At 69.1% G+C, this 16314-nt stretch carries 10 protein-coding genes; 6 read left to right on the forward strand and 4 right to left on the reverse strand.

Going from position 1 to position 16314, the window contains the following annotated elements; translation table 11 throughout:
* Window positions 1-4: 4 nt before the first annotated feature.
* Complete coding sequence (locus M9979_RS01350) at window positions 5-1375, reverse strand: glycoside hydrolase family 1 protein (RefSeq protein WP_254287526.1); 1371 nt, start codon at window positions 1373-1375, stop codon at window positions 5-7.
* A 148-nt stretch (window positions 1376-1523) separates the two neighbouring features.
* Here M9979_RS01350 and M9979_RS01355 point away from each other — a divergent pair, with 148 nt between their 5' ends.
* The 5 genes from M9979_RS01355 to M9979_RS01375 all read left to right on the forward strand — a co-directional run bounded on the left by M9979_RS01355 (window position 1524) and on the right by M9979_RS01375 (window position 11542).
* Window positions 1524-2570 (forward strand): alpha/beta hydrolase, encoded by a 1047-nt coding sequence (locus M9979_RS01355; RefSeq protein ID WP_254287527.1) that lies wholly within the window; start codon window positions 1524-1526, stop codon window positions 2568-2570.
* Between the two features lie 11 nt (window positions 2571-2581).
* Window positions 2582-4861 (forward strand): arylsulfatase, encoded by a 2280-nt coding sequence (locus tag M9979_RS01360; RefSeq protein WP_254287528.1) that lies wholly within the window; start codon window positions 2582-2584, stop codon window positions 4859-4861.
* Window positions 4862-4924: 63 nt separating this feature from the next.
* Window positions 4925-7282: a glycoside hydrolase family 3 N-terminal domain-containing protein gene (locus tag M9979_RS01365; protein ID WP_254287529.1), complete on the forward strand. Its 2358-nt coding sequence runs from the start codon at window positions 4925-4927 to the stop codon at window positions 7280-7282.
* Between the two features lie 38 nt (window positions 7283-7320).
* Window positions 7321-10686, forward strand: a complete 3366-nt coding sequence (locus M9979_RS01370) for a glycosyl hydrolase (protein WP_254287530.1) — start codon at window positions 7321-7323, stop codon at window positions 10684-10686.
* 19 nt (window positions 10687-10705) lie between these two features.
* Entirely contained in the window at window positions 10706-11542 is an 837-nt protein-coding gene (locus M9979_RS01375; protein WP_254287531.1) for a GDSL-type esterase/lipase family protein, read from the forward strand.
* Here M9979_RS01375 and M9979_RS01380 read toward each other — a convergent pair.
* The 3 genes from M9979_RS01380 to M9979_RS01390 all read right to left on the reverse strand — a co-directional run bounded on the left by M9979_RS01380 (window position 11539) and on the right by M9979_RS01390 (window position 15606).
* Entirely contained in the window at window positions 11539-12471 is a 933-nt protein-coding gene (locus M9979_RS01380) for a formylglycine-generating enzyme family protein (protein WP_254287551.1), read from the reverse strand. The two genes, M9979_RS01375 and M9979_RS01380, sit on opposite strands and share 4 nt — an antisense overlap.
* Before the next feature lie 70 nt (window positions 12472-12541).
* A complete protein-coding gene (locus M9979_RS01385) occupies window positions 12542-14830 on the reverse strand; it encodes an arylsulfatase (RefSeq protein ID WP_254287532.1) in 2289 nt (762 codons plus the stop codon).
* Between the two features lie 26 nt (window positions 14831-14856).
* Complete coding sequence (locus M9979_RS01390; RefSeq protein WP_254287533.1) at window positions 14857-15606, reverse strand: SDR family NAD(P)-dependent oxidoreductase; 750 nt, start codon at window positions 15604-15606, stop codon at window positions 14857-14859.
* A gap of 173 nt (window positions 15607-15779) precedes the next feature.
* Here M9979_RS01390 and M9979_RS01395 point away from each other — a divergent pair, with 173 nt between their 5' ends.
* Window positions 15780-16055, forward strand: coding sequence for a Rieske 2Fe-2S domain-containing protein (locus M9979_RS01395; RefSeq protein WP_340689036.1), 276 nt, complete (start codon window positions 15780-15782; stop codon window positions 16053-16055).
* The last annotated feature ends 259 nt before the right edge of the window (window positions 16056-16314 follow it).

Raw genomic sequence — 16314 nt, forward strand, 5'->3', positions numbered from 1 at the left:
TTCGTCAGAGCGCGTTGCGTCGGGCGATGCCGCCCAGGAACGCCGCGCTCGGTTTGGAGGTGCGCTTGAAGGTCGACCGGTCGACAGAGAACAGCCCGAAATTCTGCTTGTAGCCCTCGTTCCACTCCCAATTGTCGAGCAGCGTCCAGTGGAAGTAGCCGCGCACGTCGGCGCCGGCGTCGATCGCCGCCTTCAGTCCGGCGAGCGCGTCGCGGGTATAGGCGATGCGCTGGCGGTCGTCATCGGTCGAGATGCCGTTCTCGGTGATGTAGATCGGCACCTTCACCTGCGACGCGGCGTAGCTGACGACATGGCCGAGCGCCGCGGGGTAATATTCCCACTTGGTCTTGGTCAGCGGCGAACCCGCCGCCGGCTTGCGCGGACCATTTGGACCGATCAGGTAGCGGGTATACGCCTGCACGCCCAGGAAGTCGCTTCGGCCCGCAACCTCCAGCCACTGGCCATAGACCTCGCGCCGCTTCTGCGCGACCTTGTCCTCGCCGCCGTCCACCGCCTGATCGTCGCCGATCGAGACGATCGCGCCGACCGGATAATCGCCCGGCCCGGCCTTCAGCGCCGCCCGCGCCAGGTCGTGCGCACGGATCATCGCCGGCACCGCGATCGCGGGATCGCTGAACAGGAACGACGAGAATTCGTCGCTGCCGACCTTCTTCGCCGCGATCTTCATGAGCGGCGCCGCCATCGAGGCGACGTCCATCGGCTGGCCCGTCGCCGCCATCATGTCGGGGGACCATTTGACGACCAGCGGCGCGTTCGGCTCGTTGAACGGCACCGCCATGCCGATCAGGTCGCCCATATGGCGTCCCACCCGGTCGGCGTAGCGCGCGAACAGGTCGGGCGCATCGGGCTTGTTCCACGCGCCGCGCGCCGCGAACCAGCGCGGCGAGGCGAAATGGTTGAGCGTGACGTTGGGGGTCACCCCCGCCTTGTGGCACGCCTCCAGGATGCGGCGGTAATGATCCAGTTCGGCGATCGAGAACTGCCCCTCCTCCGGCTCGATTCGCGACCATTCGATCGAGAAGCGGAAGGCGTTGAGGCCGGTGCCGCGCAGCAGGTCGATATCCTCCTGCCAGCGATGATAGCTGTCGCAGGCGTCGCCGGACTTCTGCGGGAACGGCGACGGCTTCATGGTCTCCACGACCCACAGGTCTGCCGCGACGTTGTTGCCCTCGGTCTGGTAGCCTGCGCTCGCCGCCCCCCACAGGAACCCCTTGGGGAAGCGCCCGCCCGCCGGTGCGGGCCGCGCTGCGGCGGCGGCGGCGGCATCGCCCGTCGCCAGCACGGCGCCGCCGGCGATTCCCGCACCGGCGGCGAGCAGCGAGCGGCGGTCGAGGACGGTGTTCATCGGCGTCATGGTTCACTCTCCCGAACGATCGCCGGGAGAAACTCCATCCCCGGTCGACTCATAATAACAAATCCTATTCATTTTTAATTGCCATGATGATAGGTGGAACACAAGAGAACACGGAGAGGAATGGATGCCGGTATCCACGCGCAGGGAGATGCTCGCTTTCAGTGGCATGGGATTGGCGGCATGGGCGGCGGCGCCATTCGATGCCGCACAAGCGGCGGTGACGGCAGCCGCTGCCGCGCCGGGCTATGACCCGACGCCCTTCGTACACCCCGAGCTGCGCCCGTTCGTCCCGATGTTGCTGAAGTATAAGACCGGGGGAACGATGAACGCGCAGGCGCTGCCGGCGCTGCGCAAGATGGTGGGCGGCGCACCCCGCGATCCGGCCGCGCGGCCGGTGGATCTGCCGCCCCGCGCCGGCGCGCCCGCGGTGCGCGTCTACGTGCTGGGTGAGACGACGCGCGGCGGCACGCGCCCGGCGATCCTCCACGTCCATGGCGGCGGCTATATCGCCGGCAGCGCGGCGAGCGAGACGGGGCGGCTGCGAACGCTGGCGCAGGCACTAGATGCGGTGATCGTCACCGTCGAATATCGCCTGTCGCCCGAAACGCCGTTTCCCGGACCGCTAGAGGATTGCTACACCGCGCTGCAATGGTTGTTCCGCAACGCCGCGGATCTGGGCGTCGATCGCCGCCGGATCGCGGTGATGGGCGAGAGCGCGGGCGGCGGGCTGGCGGCGATGCTGGCGATCGCGGCGCGCGACCGGGGCGAGGTGCCGCTGCTGTTCCAGTCGCTGGTCTATCCGATGCTCGACGACCGCACCGGCAGCACGCGCCGCGTCGCGCCGCCGGTCGGCTATCTGGCGTGGGACGAGGGCGCGAACCGGTTCGGCTGGTCGTCATTCCTCGGCCGGCCGGCCGGCGGACGCACGCCGCCGCCCGGATCCGTGCCGGCGCGCGTCGAGCGGCTTGCCGGCCTGCCACCGACGTTCATCGGCGTCGGCTCGATCGACCTGTTCGTCTCGGAAAACCTCGATTATGCGCGCCGGCTGGTCGAGGCCGCGGTGCCGACCGAGCTGCTGCTGGTTCCCGGCGCCTTCCACGGATTCCAGGCCATCGCGCCGAAGGCCGGCATCTCGGTGCAGTTCGATACCGCGATCCGCAACGCGCTGGCGAACGCCTTCGCCCGCACCTGGTAGGGAGTATCGCCATGTCCCGCATTCCGAACCGTGTATCGTTGCTGGCCCTGTCGCTGGCGCTGACCGCAGGAGCCCCGTTCGCCGCTGCGGCGCAGACGACGACGCCGGCGCCTGCGACGACCCAGGCCGCCGGGACAGCGGGAACGGCGCAGGCGATGCCAGCGCAGCAATGGTCGAAACCGGCGGTCGCCCCGGCCGGCGCACCCAACATCGTCCTCATCATGCTCGACGACGTCGGCTTCGGCGATACCGGCACGTTCGGCGGGCCGGAGAGCACGCCGGTGCTGGACGCGCTGGCCGCCGGGGGCGCCCGCTACAACCGTTTTCACACCACCGCGCTCTGCTCGCCGTCGCGCGCCGCGCTGCTGACCGGACGCAATGCGCACGAGGTCGGCTACGGATCGGTCGGCGAACTGGGCTATCCCGGCTATGACGGCATCTGGGGCAAGGACACGGTGTCGGTGGCGGAGGTGCTGCGCCGCAACGGCTATGGCACCGCGCTGTTCGGCAAGTGGCACAATACGCCCTTCCGCGAGATCTCGCCCGCCGGTCCGTTCGATCACTGGCCGACCAGCCTCGGCTTCGAGCATTTCTACGGCAACATGCTGGGTGCGGCGAGCCAGTGGACGCCCCTGCTGTGGAACGACACGCAGATGGTGGCGCAGCCGAAGAGTCAGGCCGAAGGCTATCATTTCACCACCGACATTACCGACCGGTCGATCGAGTGGGTTCGGACGCGGCGAACGCTGAACCCCGACAAGCCGTACTTCCTCTACTTCGCGCCGCTTGCCGCGCACATGCCGCACGACGTGCCCGCCGAGTGGATCGCCAGGTACAAGGGGCGGTTCGACGGCGGCTGGGACAAGCTGCGCGAGGAGACCTTCGCACGGCAGAAGGCGCTGGGCGTCATTCCCAAGGACGCCAGGCTGACGCCGCGCCCGGCCGAGCTGCCCGCCTGGGACTCGCTACCCGAGAAGCAACGTCTGGTGCTCGCCTCGCAGATGGAGGCCTATGCGGCGTTTATCTCGCACACCGATCACGAGATCGGCCGCCTGCTCGAAGCCGTCAGGGCGCAGCCCGGCGGTGACAACACGATCGTCATCTACATCGTCGGCGACAACGGCAGCGCAGGCGAAATGGACACGCAGCGCGCGGTGACGATGGCGGCGCTGCAACCCCGCCAGAAAGACGCCTTCTACGCCGCCGGCTGGGCCTGGGCGGGCAGCACGCCGTTCCAGTGGTCGAAGGGCGTCGCCTCGCACCTGGGCGGCACGCGCAACCCGATGGTCGTCTCGTGGCCGGGGCACATCAGGGATCGCGGCGTGATCCGCACCCAGTTCACGCACCTGAACGACATCGCCGCGACCCTGTACGACATCGCCGGCATCACCATGCCCGCAACGGTCGATGGCGTCGCGCAAAAGCCGCTGGAGGGCGCAAGCTTCGCCGACACCTTCGCCAACGCGCGGGCGCCGTCGCATCATCGTCGCCAATATTTCGAGGTGTGGGGCAATCGCGCCATCTATCAGGACGGTTGGATGGCCTCTGCCCGGCACGGCGTGCCGTGGCAGATGAAGGGCGCGAGCGACCCGCTCGATCCGCCGGAGGCGTTCGCCGCCGACCGCTGGGAGCTGTACGACCTGGACCATGACTTCAGCCAGTCGCAGGATCTCGCCGCGCGCGAGCCGCAACGGCTGGCGGCGATGAAGACGCTGTTCGATGCCGAGGCGCGCCGCAACCAGGTCTATCCGCTGATCTCCAACAACATGTACGGTGCCTATCCCCCGGCGCATGTGCCGACGTCGATGACCTTTCCGGGCGGGATGCCGACCATCCTTGCGCTCGCCGCCCCCGATTTCGGCGGCAGGTCCTTCGCGATCGACGCCGATGTGGTGGTGCCGGCGAACGGCGCGCAGGGCGTCCTGTTCTCGCATGGCGGCGCCTTCAGCCTTTACGTCGACAAGGGGCAGGTCGCCGCGGAGGGGTTGCCGCTGCTCGGCACCAAGGTCCTGCGCGCGCCCGTGGCGCTGTCGCCGGGGCGGCATCGCATCGGGTATCGCTTCACCATCAATCCAGGGCCGAAGCCCGGCGCCTATATGCCCGCGGCGGGCAAGGCGATGCTGACCATCGACGGCAAGGCGGTCGACCAGGGCAAGATGGGGATCATCTATTCGTCAATGCAGGAGATCGACATCGGCCGCGACACCGCCGCCCCGGCCAGCCGGACCTATGTCGCGCCATTCCCCTTCACCGGGACGATCGACACCGTCCGACTCGACACCGCGCCCTGAATCGGACGCCGCACCGCATCCCCACGTCACGTCCCTTCATCGTCCGTACCCCGGAAGCCCGTCATGACCACGATCGTCGTCTCGCGCCGTGCCCTCCTCGCCTCCAGCGCGCTGCTCGCGTTCGTTCCGGCGCGCGCGTTCGGCGCTGCGCCCGTCTATCGCGACGCGCGCGCACCGATCGCCGACCGGGTGAAGGATCTGCTGTCGCGGATGACGCTCGAGGAGAAGGTCGCGCAGATGCGCTGCGTCTGGACGGAGAAAGGCAAGATCCTCGACGCGCAGGGAAACTTTTCGCCCGACAAGGCGGCGCAGGCGTTCCCCGACGGGATCGGGCAGATCGGCCGGCCGGCCGACACCTTCGGCACCCGGCGGTTTCCCGCGCAATGGTTTCGCGAGCCCGAGGAGACCGCGCCGCTGGTCAACGCGATGCAGCGGTACTTCGTGGAGCGCACCCGGCTGGGCATCCCGCTGCTGGTGCATGAGGAGACGGCGCACGGCTATCAGGCGCGCGGCGCCACGATCTTCCCGATTCCGCCCGCACTGGGCAGCACCTGGGACCCGGCGCTGGTCGAGCGCGTCTTCGCCGTGGTCGGCAAGGAGGCGCGGGTCCGCGGCGTGACGGTCGCGCTCAGTCCGGTGATCGACCTGATGCGCGAGCCTCGCTGGGGGCGCATGGAGGAATTCTTCGGCGAGGATCCCTATCTGGTCGGTGCAATGGGCGCCGCCTCGGTGCGCGGCCAGCAGGGCCCGCGCCCGCTCGGCCGCGACAAGGTGTTCGTGACGCTCAAGCACTTCGTCCACGGCTCGCCCCAGGGTGGGCTGAACAAGGCGCCGGCGGACATGTCGGAACGGACGCTGCGCGAAACCTACCTGGTGCCGTTCGCCCATGTCATCCGCGACGCCGACCCGGCGATCGTCATGCCCTCCTACAACGAGGTGGAGGGCGTGCCCGCGCACGGATCGAAGGCGCTGCTCGAGAAGACCGGCCGCGGTCGGCTCGGCTTCAAGGGCGCCTATTTCAGCGACTATGGCGGCATCGAGGAGCTTGCCAAGTCGCATCACGTCGCGGCCGATCTCGACGCGGCGGCGATCCTGGCGCTGGAGGCGGGGGTCGACGCCGACCTGCCCGACGGCAATGCCTATGCCCGCCTGCCCGCGCTGGTGAAGGCGGGTCGCGTCGACGTGGCGCGGATCGACGCCGCGGTCGCGCGCATCCTCGCGCTGAAGTTCGAGGCGGGGCTGTTCGAGAACCCCTATGTCGACGCGGCGCGGGTGAAGCGCGAGACCAACACGCCGGCCGCGATCGCGCTCGCTCGCACGGTTGCGGAAAAGGCGCTGATCCTGCTCAAGAACGACGGCATCCTGCCGTTCGACCCGGCGGCGAAGATGAAGCTGGCGGTGATCGGACCCAACGCCGTCGAGGCGATGATCGGCGGCTATTCGGGCGAGAACGACCGCAAGGTCGGCGTGCTCGCCGGCATCAGGGCGGTGGCCGGGCCGGGGATCGCGATCGAGCAGGCCGACGGCGTCTGGATCAGCCAGCCCGACGCGAAGGGCGAGCATCCGATGATGGCCTATATGAAGCCGGTGCCCGACGCGGAGAACCGTGCCCGCATCGCGCAGGCGGTCGAGGTGGCGAAACGCTCCGACACCATCCTGCTCGTGCTCGGCGACAACCCGCAGATCACGCGCGAATCGGTTGCGGGCCCCGGCGATCGCCACTCGATCGACCTCTACGGCCTCCAGAACGAGCTGGTCGAGGCGCTGCTCGCCACCGGCAAGCCGGTCGTCGCGCTGCTGCTCAACGGCCGCCCGCTCACCGTCAACCGGTTGGCGGAGAAGGCCGACGCGCTGCTCGAGGGCTGGTATCTGGGCGAGGAAGGCGGCCATGCGGTGGCGAACGTGCTGTTCGGCAGGGTCAATCCGGGCGGAAAGCTGACCGTCTCGGTGCCGCGCTCGACGGGTGACCTGCCGATCTTCTACAACCATCACGCGTCCGCCGAGGGCAGCTACCTCGAGGGCAAGCGCACGCCGCTGTTCCCGTTCGGTCACGGGCTCAGCTACACCAGCTTCGACCTGTCGGCACCGCGATTGTCACGCACAGAGATCGGACGCGGCGACGACGTCTCGATCGAGGTCGACGTGACCAACACCGGCAAGCGCGCGGGCGACGAGGTGATCCAGCTCTACATTCGCGACGACGTCAGCTCCGCCCCGCGCCCCGTGCTGGAGCTGCGGCGGTTCGAGCGCGTCACGCTGAAGCCGGGCGAGCGGCGGACGGTACGCTTCGCGCTGACGCCGGACGATCTCGCCTTCTGGAACATCGACCTGGACTGGGTGGTCGAGCCCGGCAGCTTCACGATTTCGGCCGGTGCCAGTTCGGCATCGCTGAAGACCGCCACGCTGATCGTCCGCGCCTGAATCCCCACCCGCATTCCAAACACGGAAACGACACCGCCATGACCCGTATGCTGAAAACGATCTTCCTGGCCGGCACGGCACTGGCGGCATCGGCCACACAGGCGCAGGACCACCTGGCCGATGGCTTCCGCGATCCACCGGCGGAGGCGCGCCCGCGCGTCTGGTGGCACTGGCTGAACGGTGCCATCACCGAGGAGGGGCTGAAGCTCGACCTGGAATGGATGAAGGCGGCCGGGATCGGCGGCGTCCAGATCTTCTACGGCGCGATGCCCAACAACAACGACGTCGTCACCCCGCCGGTTCGTTACATGACTCCCGAATGGCGTCGCGCCTTCCGCGCGGCGGTGACGCAGGCGACCGCGCAAGGCATGGAAGTGGCGATCCCCACTTCCGCCGGCTGGAGCGAGACGGGCGCGCCGTTCGTTCAGCCGGAAGACGCGATGAAGAAACTGGTCTGGACGGACACGGAGATCGTCGGCGGTCGTCGCTTCGCGGGCACGTTGCCGAAGCCCGCGGACGCCCCCGGCCCGTTCGGCAGCGTCGATCTCGGCGAGCAGACCGGCCTGGCCGGCGAGAAGGAGCCGCGGGCGCCGCGCTTCTACAACGACGCGCGCGTCGTCGCCTATCGCCTGCCCGCCGCCGACCGCGCGCTGCCCGTGCCGAAGGTCACGACCGCGGCGGGTGAGGTGGCTGCCGCCGCGCTGTTCGACGGCGACCCGGCCAAGGCGATCGAGATCGATCGGCCGACCGCGAAGAAACCGGGCTGGATCCGCTTCGACTATCCGCGCATCGTCACGCTGCGCGCCGCGACGATCGTGCTGGACGACAAGCCGGCGGCGATAGGGCTGTCGAACGCGATCCCGGCGCGGCTGGAGGTCAGCGCGGACGGCGTCACGTTCCGCAAGGTCGCCGACATCGCGGCGGGCGCGTTCGTGCAGAACACCAGCAGCTTCGCGCCCGTCACCGGCCGCATCTTCCGCGTCGTGCTGCAACCCGTCGCCGGCGGCTTTCCCGGCGCGGGGATCAGCATGGCGCCCGGCGCGCTGCTCCAACCCGGCCTGCCGTCGCTGGCACAGCCCAAGACGCTGCCGATCGGCGAGATCGCGCTGACCGCCGAGCCGCGCGTCAACCGTTTCGAGGAAAAGGCCGGGTTCGCCTCGGTCGCGGATTATTACGCCGTGCCCACCCCCGCGGTCGATGCCGGGCTGGCGATCCGGCACGGCGACGTGATCGACCTCACCGACCGGATGAAGCCCGACGGCACGCTCGACTGGACGCCCCCCAGGGGACGCTGGCGGGTCGTGAGGATGGGCTATTCGCTGACCGGTCACATGAACGGGCCGACCACCGCGGAGGCGACCGGGCTTGAGGTCGACAAGCTGAACGCGCCGCGCGTGCGCGCCTATATGAACCGCTATCTCGACGATCATCTCCAGGTGCTGGGCAGCAGCGCGCCCGAGCAGCGCGGCTTGAAGGCGATCGTCAGCGACAGCATCGAGGCGGGGTTCCAGAACTGGACCGATGACATGCTTGCGCAATTCGCGCGGCGGCGGGGCTATGATCCCATGCCCTTCCTGCCCGCGCTGACCGGCCGCGTCGTCGACAGTGCGGCGGCGACCGACGCCTTCCTGTACGACTATCGCCGCACGCTGATGGATCTGATCGCCGAGGCGCATTACGGCACCGTCGCCGCGGTGGCGCGCGAGCGCGGGCTCACGTCCTATGGCGAGGCGCTGGAGGCGGGCAACCGCCCGTCGCTGGGCGACGATCTCGCGATGCGGTCGCATGCCGAGGTGCCCATGGGCGCGATGTGGACCTTCGATCCCGCCAAGGGACCGAAGCCCGCGCACGTCGCCGACCTGAAAGGCGCGGCATCGGCGGCGCACCTCTACGGTCGCCATTATGTCGGCGCCGAATCGATGTCGGCGATGTTCCAGTACTGGGCGTACAGCCCGGCGCAGCTGAAGCGCGTCGCGGACACCGAATTCGCCCTCGGCGTCAACCACATGTCGATCCACAGCAGCGTGCACCAGCCGCTGGTCGGCAAGGCGCCGGGCCTGTCGCTGTGGATCTTCGGGCAGAACTTCAACCGCAACGAAAGCTGGGCCGGACAGGCGCGGCCGTGGGTCGACTATCTCGCACGGACGCAATGGATGCTGTCGCAGGGGCGCTATGCCGCCGACGTCGCCTATTTCTACGGCGAGGAAGCGCCGATCGTGACGTTGATGGAGGCCGGGAAGCTGGCCGACGCGCCCAAACGCTACGGCTATGACTTCGTCGACGCCGAGGCGCTGCGATCGAACCTGTCGGTGGTCGACGGCGCGTTGGCCACACCGTCGGGCATGCGCTACCGCGTGTTGCAATTGGGCGGCTCGTCGCGGCGCATGACGTTGCCCGTGCTGACCCGGATCGCGGCGCTGGTGGAGGCGGGCGCCACGATCGTCGGCGACAAGCCGACCGATTCCCCCAGCCTTGCCGACGATCCGGCGGCGTTCCGCGCGCTCGCCGACCGGTTGTGGGCCGGCGGTGCCGAGACGAAGGTGGGGCGCGGCCGCGTGCTGGCGGACCTGCCGGTGGAACAGGCGCTGGCGGCGAGCGGCGTCGCGCCGGACCAGGAGATCACGGGCGGCAGCGGCGACGCACCGACGCTCAACTTCCTGCACCGCACGCTCGATGACGGCGAACTGTGGTTCGCCAGCAATCCGACGACCAAGACCTTTGCCGGCGAGGTCGCCTTCCGCGTCACGGGCCGCGCGCCCGAATTGTGGGATGCGGAGACCGGGACCGCGACGCCCCTGCCCTATCGCATCGAGAACGGCCGCACGCTCGTGCCGCTGACGCTGGGGGACAGCGGGTCGGCGATCGTCGTGTTCCGCACGCCGGCGACGGCGACCGTGCGCACGCCGGCCGCACCGGCCGAGCGCGTCGTCGCGGCGATCGACGGCGACTGGAGCGTCCGTTTCCAGCCGGATCGCGGCGCCCCGACGGGCGCGCAGGCGATGGCGGCCGGATCGTGGACGCAGAGCGAGCAGCCCGGCATCCGCTACTTCTCCGGCACGGCCACCTATTCGCGCACGATCCGCGTGCCGGCGGTGGCGAAGAGGGCGCGGACGATCCTCTCGCTGGGGGCGGTCGGCGACATCGCGGCCGTGTCGGTGAACGGCACACCCGTCCGCACCGTCTGGCACGCGCCCTATCGCGTCGACATCACCGACGCCTTGCGGCGCGGCAGCAACCGCATCGAGGTGACGGTCGCCAATCGCTGGGTCAACCGGCTGGCCGGCGACGCGCAGCCAGGCGCGACGAAGGTGGGCTGGACCACCGCGCCTACCTATTCGGCGCGCGCGCCGCTGCTGCCCTCCGGGCTGATCGGCCCGGTCGAGCTGATCGAACAGCGCCACTGAGGATCTCCTACGGACGACGATGCCTCTCGCCTTACTGGCTGCCGCTGTCGCGATGACCGCCCCCGCGGCAAAACCACCGGCCGTCGCGCCTGCCTGTCCGCCCCGGGCCGAAGTACCCGCGCTGGCGGCGCTGCGCGACGCGCAGGTGGCCGATGATCGCGGCGCGTCGCTGCCCGCGGCGATGAAGCTGCTGGTCGCCGATCTTCCCGCGATCTCGAAGAATGCGCAGGATGACGCGCGGCGCGACTGGCCCGCGCTGTGCCGCTACCGCGCCGACAATGCGCGTCTGCACGCGGCGGGCATGCGACCCCGGGTCGTCTTCATCGGCGATTCGATCACGGAGAATTGGGGCGTCGCGGACCCTTCGCTGTTCGCCCCGACCACGGTCGATCGCGGCATCGCCGGGCAGACCAGCGGCCAGATCCTGCTGCGCTTCTATCAGGACGTCGTGCGCCTGTCGCCGCGGGTCGTGCACCTCAACGCCGGCACCAACGATCTGGGCGTGATGGGCAGCACGGTCGTCACCGACGACGAGATCGTCGACAATCTGCGCGCGATGATCGACATGGCACAGGCCAACCGCATCGCGGTGGTGCTGACCGGCATCCTGCCCTCTACCGGATCGACCCTGTTCCACACGTCCGGCGAGCCGCGGCGCATTCGGGCCATCAACGCCAGGCTGAGCCAACTGGCAGACGAGCGGCGGATCGTCTTCGTCGATTACGCGGCGGCGATCGGCGATGCGGAGGGTGGCATCCGCGCTGGCTTTACCAACGACGGCGTCCATCCCAATCGCGCGGCCTATGCCGCGATGCGACCGCTGGCCGAACGCGCGATCGCGCGGGCCGGTCGCTAGAGCCTACTCTCCGATACCCGCAGGACGCAGCGGAAGCCGATGTGGCTCGTCGTCGTGTCGACGTCCTGCGGGTGACGCGCGGCGGGGCGATAGCGCCGGCAGTAATTGTCGGCGCACAAATGCGATCCGCCCTTCAGCACCTTGCGTCCCAGCCGCATGCCCGCCAGCGCGGGGTCGTAGCTGTCGCGCTCGCGCCCGCCGCGCGGATTGGCCGGGACGCAACAGGCGCCCTTGAACCGCTTGCGATGCGGCTGCGGCAACGACCACCAGTCGCTCGTCCATTCCCAGACGTTGCCGATCATGTCGGCCAGGCCATAATCGTTGGCGGGAAAGGTGCCGACCGGTGACGTTCGCGCCCATCCGTCGAGCAGCAGGTTCTCGCCCGGAAACGCGCCCTGCCAGTAATTGGCGAGCATCGCCCCGCCGGGTGCCGGCTCGTCGCCCCAGGCGTAGTCCGCGCCATCGCGGCCGCCGCGTGCGGCATATTCCCATTCCGCTTCGGTCGGCAGATCCCGCCCCGCCCACTGGGCATAGGCGACCGCATCGGCATAAGCGACATGGACCACCGGGTGATCCTGCATCGCGTCGATCATGCTGTCCGGTCCGAACGGATGGCGCCAGTCGGCCCCCGGCCGATACTGCCACCAGCGCCCCGGATCGTCCAACCCGACCGGGCCGGGCGGCGGCACGAACACCATCGACGCCGCGATCGCCATCTCCGGCAACAGGCCGGGATACAGCGCCGGATCGGGCGCGCGTTCCGCGACCGTGACATGCCCGGTCGCCGCGACGAAGCGGGCGAACTGCCGGTTGGTGACCGGCGCGACCTCGATCCAGAACGGATCGACGCGCACCTCGCGAACCGGTGCCTCCTCGGGGTAGAAGCGATCCGACCCCATCCGGAACCGGCCGCCGGGGACGAAGCGCATGTCCTCCGGCGGCGCGGTCGGGGCGTCGGGTGCGGTCGAAGTCGCTGGCGTGTCCGTCATCCCGCGAGCCTTAGCGCAAGGAAACGGTCACCGCACCGATGTCGAGCGCCGTCGCCGGATTGCCGACCGGCGCATCCGCCGGATAGTCGCCCGCCGGCGCACCGGTATCCACGCCGACGTCGAACGTGTTGCCGCCCGGCGAATAGAACGCCATCGGGCTGGTCGGCACCATCCCCTGCGCGACGGGTGTGCCGTTGACGATGAGTTGCAGGCGCACCGGCTGGCCCAGTCCCTTGGCGACCGGCACGAAATCGAACCGCAGCTTCGCCGGTCCCACGGGCAGCGCCTTGCCCCGCAATGTCACGGTCGCGATATTGTACAGGCGATAGGTGAAGACCGGCCGCCGCTTCGGATCGACGTACATCGACCATCCGGCATCGCTGCCCCCCAGCGTCGCGATCACACCACGCGCGCCGGCCCGTGCGGTCACGTCCGCTTCCACCGACCACGGCCGGTTGAAGATGCGCGGCAGCGCCGACTCGGGAATGCCGACCGCGCCGCGGTGATAGGTCTGGCTGGCCTGCCCCGTGGCGAGGGTGGGGAGCCCGCCCCCTCCGAACTGCTGCCCCATCAGCGGCAGCACCTGGTTCGCCGCGGCTTCCGTGGTGAACAGCGCCTGCATCTCGCGCAGCCGCGCCGGTTCGCGCGCGGCGAGATCATGCGCCTGCGAGAAGTCGGTGCGCAGGTCGTACAGCTCCCACCGATCCTCCTCGAACGGTTTCTTGCCCGCTCCCAGCGCCCCACCCCACGGCAGGCGCGTATGGAACGCGGACGCCATCCAGCCGTCGTGATAGATCGCACGGTGGCCGAAAATCTCGAAATATTGCGTGCGATGCTGCTCGGCCGCGGCCGCATCGTCGAAGGTGTAGAGCAGGCTGGTGCCGTTCATCGGCTTCTGCGGCACGCCCAGCACGGTCGCGGGTGCGGGCAGGCCGACCGCGTCGAGGATCGTCGGCACCACGTCGTTGACGTGCCCGAACTGGCTGCGCAGCCCGCCGGGCTGGTGGATGCGCGCCGGCCAGCTGACCACCATGCCGTTGCGGGTGCCGCCCAGATGCGAGGCCACCGCCTTGGTCCACTGGAATGGCGTGTCCGCCGCCCAGGCCCACGCTGCGTTGATATGCGCGTTGGCGTGGCGGGTGCCGATCGTGTCGATATGGTCGATCTTGCTTTTCAGCGTCTCGGGCATGCCCTGCAACGCGCCCAGATAGTTGAGGCTGCCGCCCAGCCCGCCCTCTGCGCTCGCGCCATTGTCGCCGACGACGTAGATGAACAGCGTGTTGTCGAACTTCCCGGCGTCCTTCAGCGACTGGATCAGCCGCCCGATCTGCGCGTCGGTATGCGCCATGAATCCGGCATAGGCCTCCATCACCCGCGACGCGAAGCGACGCTCGTCGGGCGACAGGCTGTCCCACGCCGGCATGCCGGCGGGGCGGGGCGTCAGCTCGGTGTTCGCGGGAATGATGCCCAGCCGCTTCTGCCGCGCGAACGTCTCCTCGCGCAGTTTGTCCCAGCCCTGGTCGAACTTGCCCTTGTACCGCGCGATCCATTCCGGCGGCACCTGGATCGGCGCATGGATTGCGCCGGGCGCCAGATACAGGAAGAACGGCTTGTCGGGCGTGACCGACGCGAGCGTGCGGAACCAGTCGACGCCGTGATCGACCAGATCCTGCGTCAGGTGATAGCCGGCCCCCGCCGGGCGCGGCACCGGCGTCGTGCCGTCGTACAGCGACGGTTCGAACTGGTCGGTCTCCCCACCCTCGAAGCCGTAGAATCGTTCGAACCCCTCCCCCGTCGGCCAGGCGTCGAACGGCCCGCTGGGCGAAGTCTGCCATGCCGCGGTCTGATGCCATTTCCCGAACGCGCCGGTGCTGTAGCCGTTCTCGCGCAGGATCTCGGCGATCGTCGCGGTGTCCCGCCCGTGCAGGCCGGTATAGCCCGGACGGCTGTCGGTGACGACCGCCCCGACCCCCGTCGCATGCGGATTGCGCCCCGTCAGCAGGGAGGCGCGGGTCGGCGAACACATGGCGGTGGTGTGGAAACGGTTGAACCGCAACCCCTGCGCCGCCAGCGCGGTCAACGCGGGCGTATCGACCGGCCCGCCGAATGTCGACGTCGTGCCGAACCCGACATCGTCGAGCAGCACGAGGACGACATTGGGCGCGCCCTTCGGCGCCTGGCGCTGCAACGGGGCCGGGGGTGACGCGACCGGTCCGCCCGCCGGTGCCTGCGCATCCGCCGGCGTGGTGGCCGCCACCAGCGTCAGTAAACTCGCCACGGTCAGCAATCGCCGCTTCATTCCGCGCATCATACCGTCCTTTATCATCAGTCGAAACTCGCCTGTCCGCCGTCCAGCGGGATCGTCGCGCCGGTCAGATAGCCGGCATCGTCGCTCGCCAGCATCGCGACCGCCCGCCCGATATCGGTGTGCGGATCGCCCAGCCGGCCGAGCGGAATGGTGCGGAAGAACGCCGCCGCCTCGTCGGCATGCGCGGCGATCCAGCGCTCCATCGCCTCGCTCAGTGCATGCGGCGCGACCGACAGCACGCGGATATTGTCGCGGCCCCATTCGGACGCGGCTGCCCGCCCCAGTACGCGCATCGCCTGCTTGACCGCGCCATAGGCGCCGAAACCGGCCATGTCCCAGCGCACCGCCGCCGAACTGACGAGATTGAAGATGACGCCGCCGCCCCGCGACCGCATTGCCGGCGCGACCAGCTTCATCAAACGAAACGCGGCCAGAGGGCCGCTCTCGAACCCGGCGACGAAGGCAGCGTCGGTGACGTCCTCGATCCGGCCTAGTGGCACTTCCTGCGCATTGTTGACGAGGATGTCGATGCCGCCGAACGCCGCGACCGTGCCGTCGACGATCGCCCCGCACGCGACCTCGTCGCGCACGTCTCCGACCACGTAGCGCGCGTCGGCGAGCCGCTCCGCGGCAACAGCCAGAACCGCCGCGGTCCGACCCGACAGCATCACCCGCGCACCCGCTTCGCGCAGCGCGGTCGCGATACCGAGACCGACCCCCCGGCCACCCCCGGTCACCAGCGCGACCTTGCCGCTCAGATCAACCACGAAACGGCGGTCCCACCCGCATATTGCGCAGTTTCATGGCATAATTTGCGCGAGTCATGCTCATGACAATCAACAGTCTATCCCGAAAGGCGTAGTGAAGCGAGCAACACCTGATCGCTCTCGGCGCAACGCGCAAGCGCCCGCAGCGATCGGTCGGCAAGAGAGGATGACTAATGGCGACTTCGGCAGACTACCGACGCGTCGACTTCGAGTATCCGCGTGGCTGGTTCATGATCGGCCCGGCGACCGAAGCGACCGCCGCCCCGCGTGCGATCCGCTATTTCGGGCAGGATCTCGTCATCTATCGCGGCGAACGCGGCACGCCCTATATCGTCGAGGCCTATTGCCCGCACATGGGCGCGCATCTCGCCAACAACTCGACCTCCTATATCGTCCGGGACAATGAGCAGGTGGAGGGCGGATCGATCCGATGCCCCTATCACGGCTAGCGGTTCGGCACCGACGGTCAGTGCAACCACATTCCCTACTCCGACTTCCGACCCAAGGCGGCGAAGCTGCGCACCTTTCCGACGATCGAGCGCGCCGGCATCATCTGGATGTGGCACGATCCGGAGGGGCTGGAGCTAGGGTCCGGACCCAATAACCGGCTTCCGTTGGATGCCTGATGGTGATTCACTACCTTTGTGAGGAGGTAGTGAAATGGCGGATTTCTTCTGGTTTTCCGATGCGCAGTGGGAGCGGATCGCG

This window comes from Sphingomonas liriopis (assembly GCF_024211255.1).
In the GTDB taxonomy this organism is placed as follows: Bacteria; Pseudomonadota; Alphaproteobacteria; order Sphingomonadales; family Sphingomonadaceae; genus Sphingomonas; species Sphingomonas liriopis.

What these genes read in the sequence shown, in the direction of transcription:
- M9979_RS01385 (WP_254287532.1), bottom strand. Translation starts at nt 14,830, where the DNA reads ATGAAGCGGCGATTGCTGACCGTGGCGAGTTTACTGACGCTGGTGGCG.
- M9979_RS01380 (WP_254287551.1), bottom strand. Translation starts at nt 12,471, where the DNA reads ATGCGCTTCGTCCCCGGCGGCCGGTTCCGGATGGGGTCGGATCGCTTC.
- M9979_RS01375 (WP_254287531.1), top strand. Translation starts at nt 10,706, where the DNA reads ATGCCTCTCGCCTTACTGGCTGCCGCTGTCGCGATGACCGCCCCCGCG.
- M9979_RS01365 (WP_254287529.1), top strand. Translation starts at nt 4,925, where the DNA reads ATGACCACGATCGTCGTCTCGCGCCGTGCCCTCCTCGCCTCCAGCGCG.
- M9979_RS01370 (WP_254287530.1), top strand. Translation starts at nt 7,321, where the DNA reads ATGACCCGTATGCTGAAAACGATCTTCCTGGCCGGCACGGCACTGGCG.
- M9979_RS01350 (WP_254287526.1), bottom strand. Translation starts at nt 1,375, where the DNA reads ATGACGCCGATGAACACCGTCCTCGACCGCCGCTCGCTGCTCGCCGCC.
- M9979_RS01395 (WP_340689036.1), top strand. Translation starts at nt 15,780, where the DNA reads ATGGCGACTTCGGCAGACTACCGACGCGTCGACTTCGAGTATCCGCGT.
- M9979_RS01355 (WP_254287527.1), top strand. Translation starts at nt 1,524, where the DNA reads ATGCTCGCTTTCAGTGGCATGGGATTGGCGGCATGGGCGGCGGCGCCA.
- M9979_RS01360 (WP_254287528.1), top strand. Translation starts at nt 2,582, where the DNA reads ATGTCCCGCATTCCGAACCGTGTATCGTTGCTGGCCCTGTCGCTGGCG.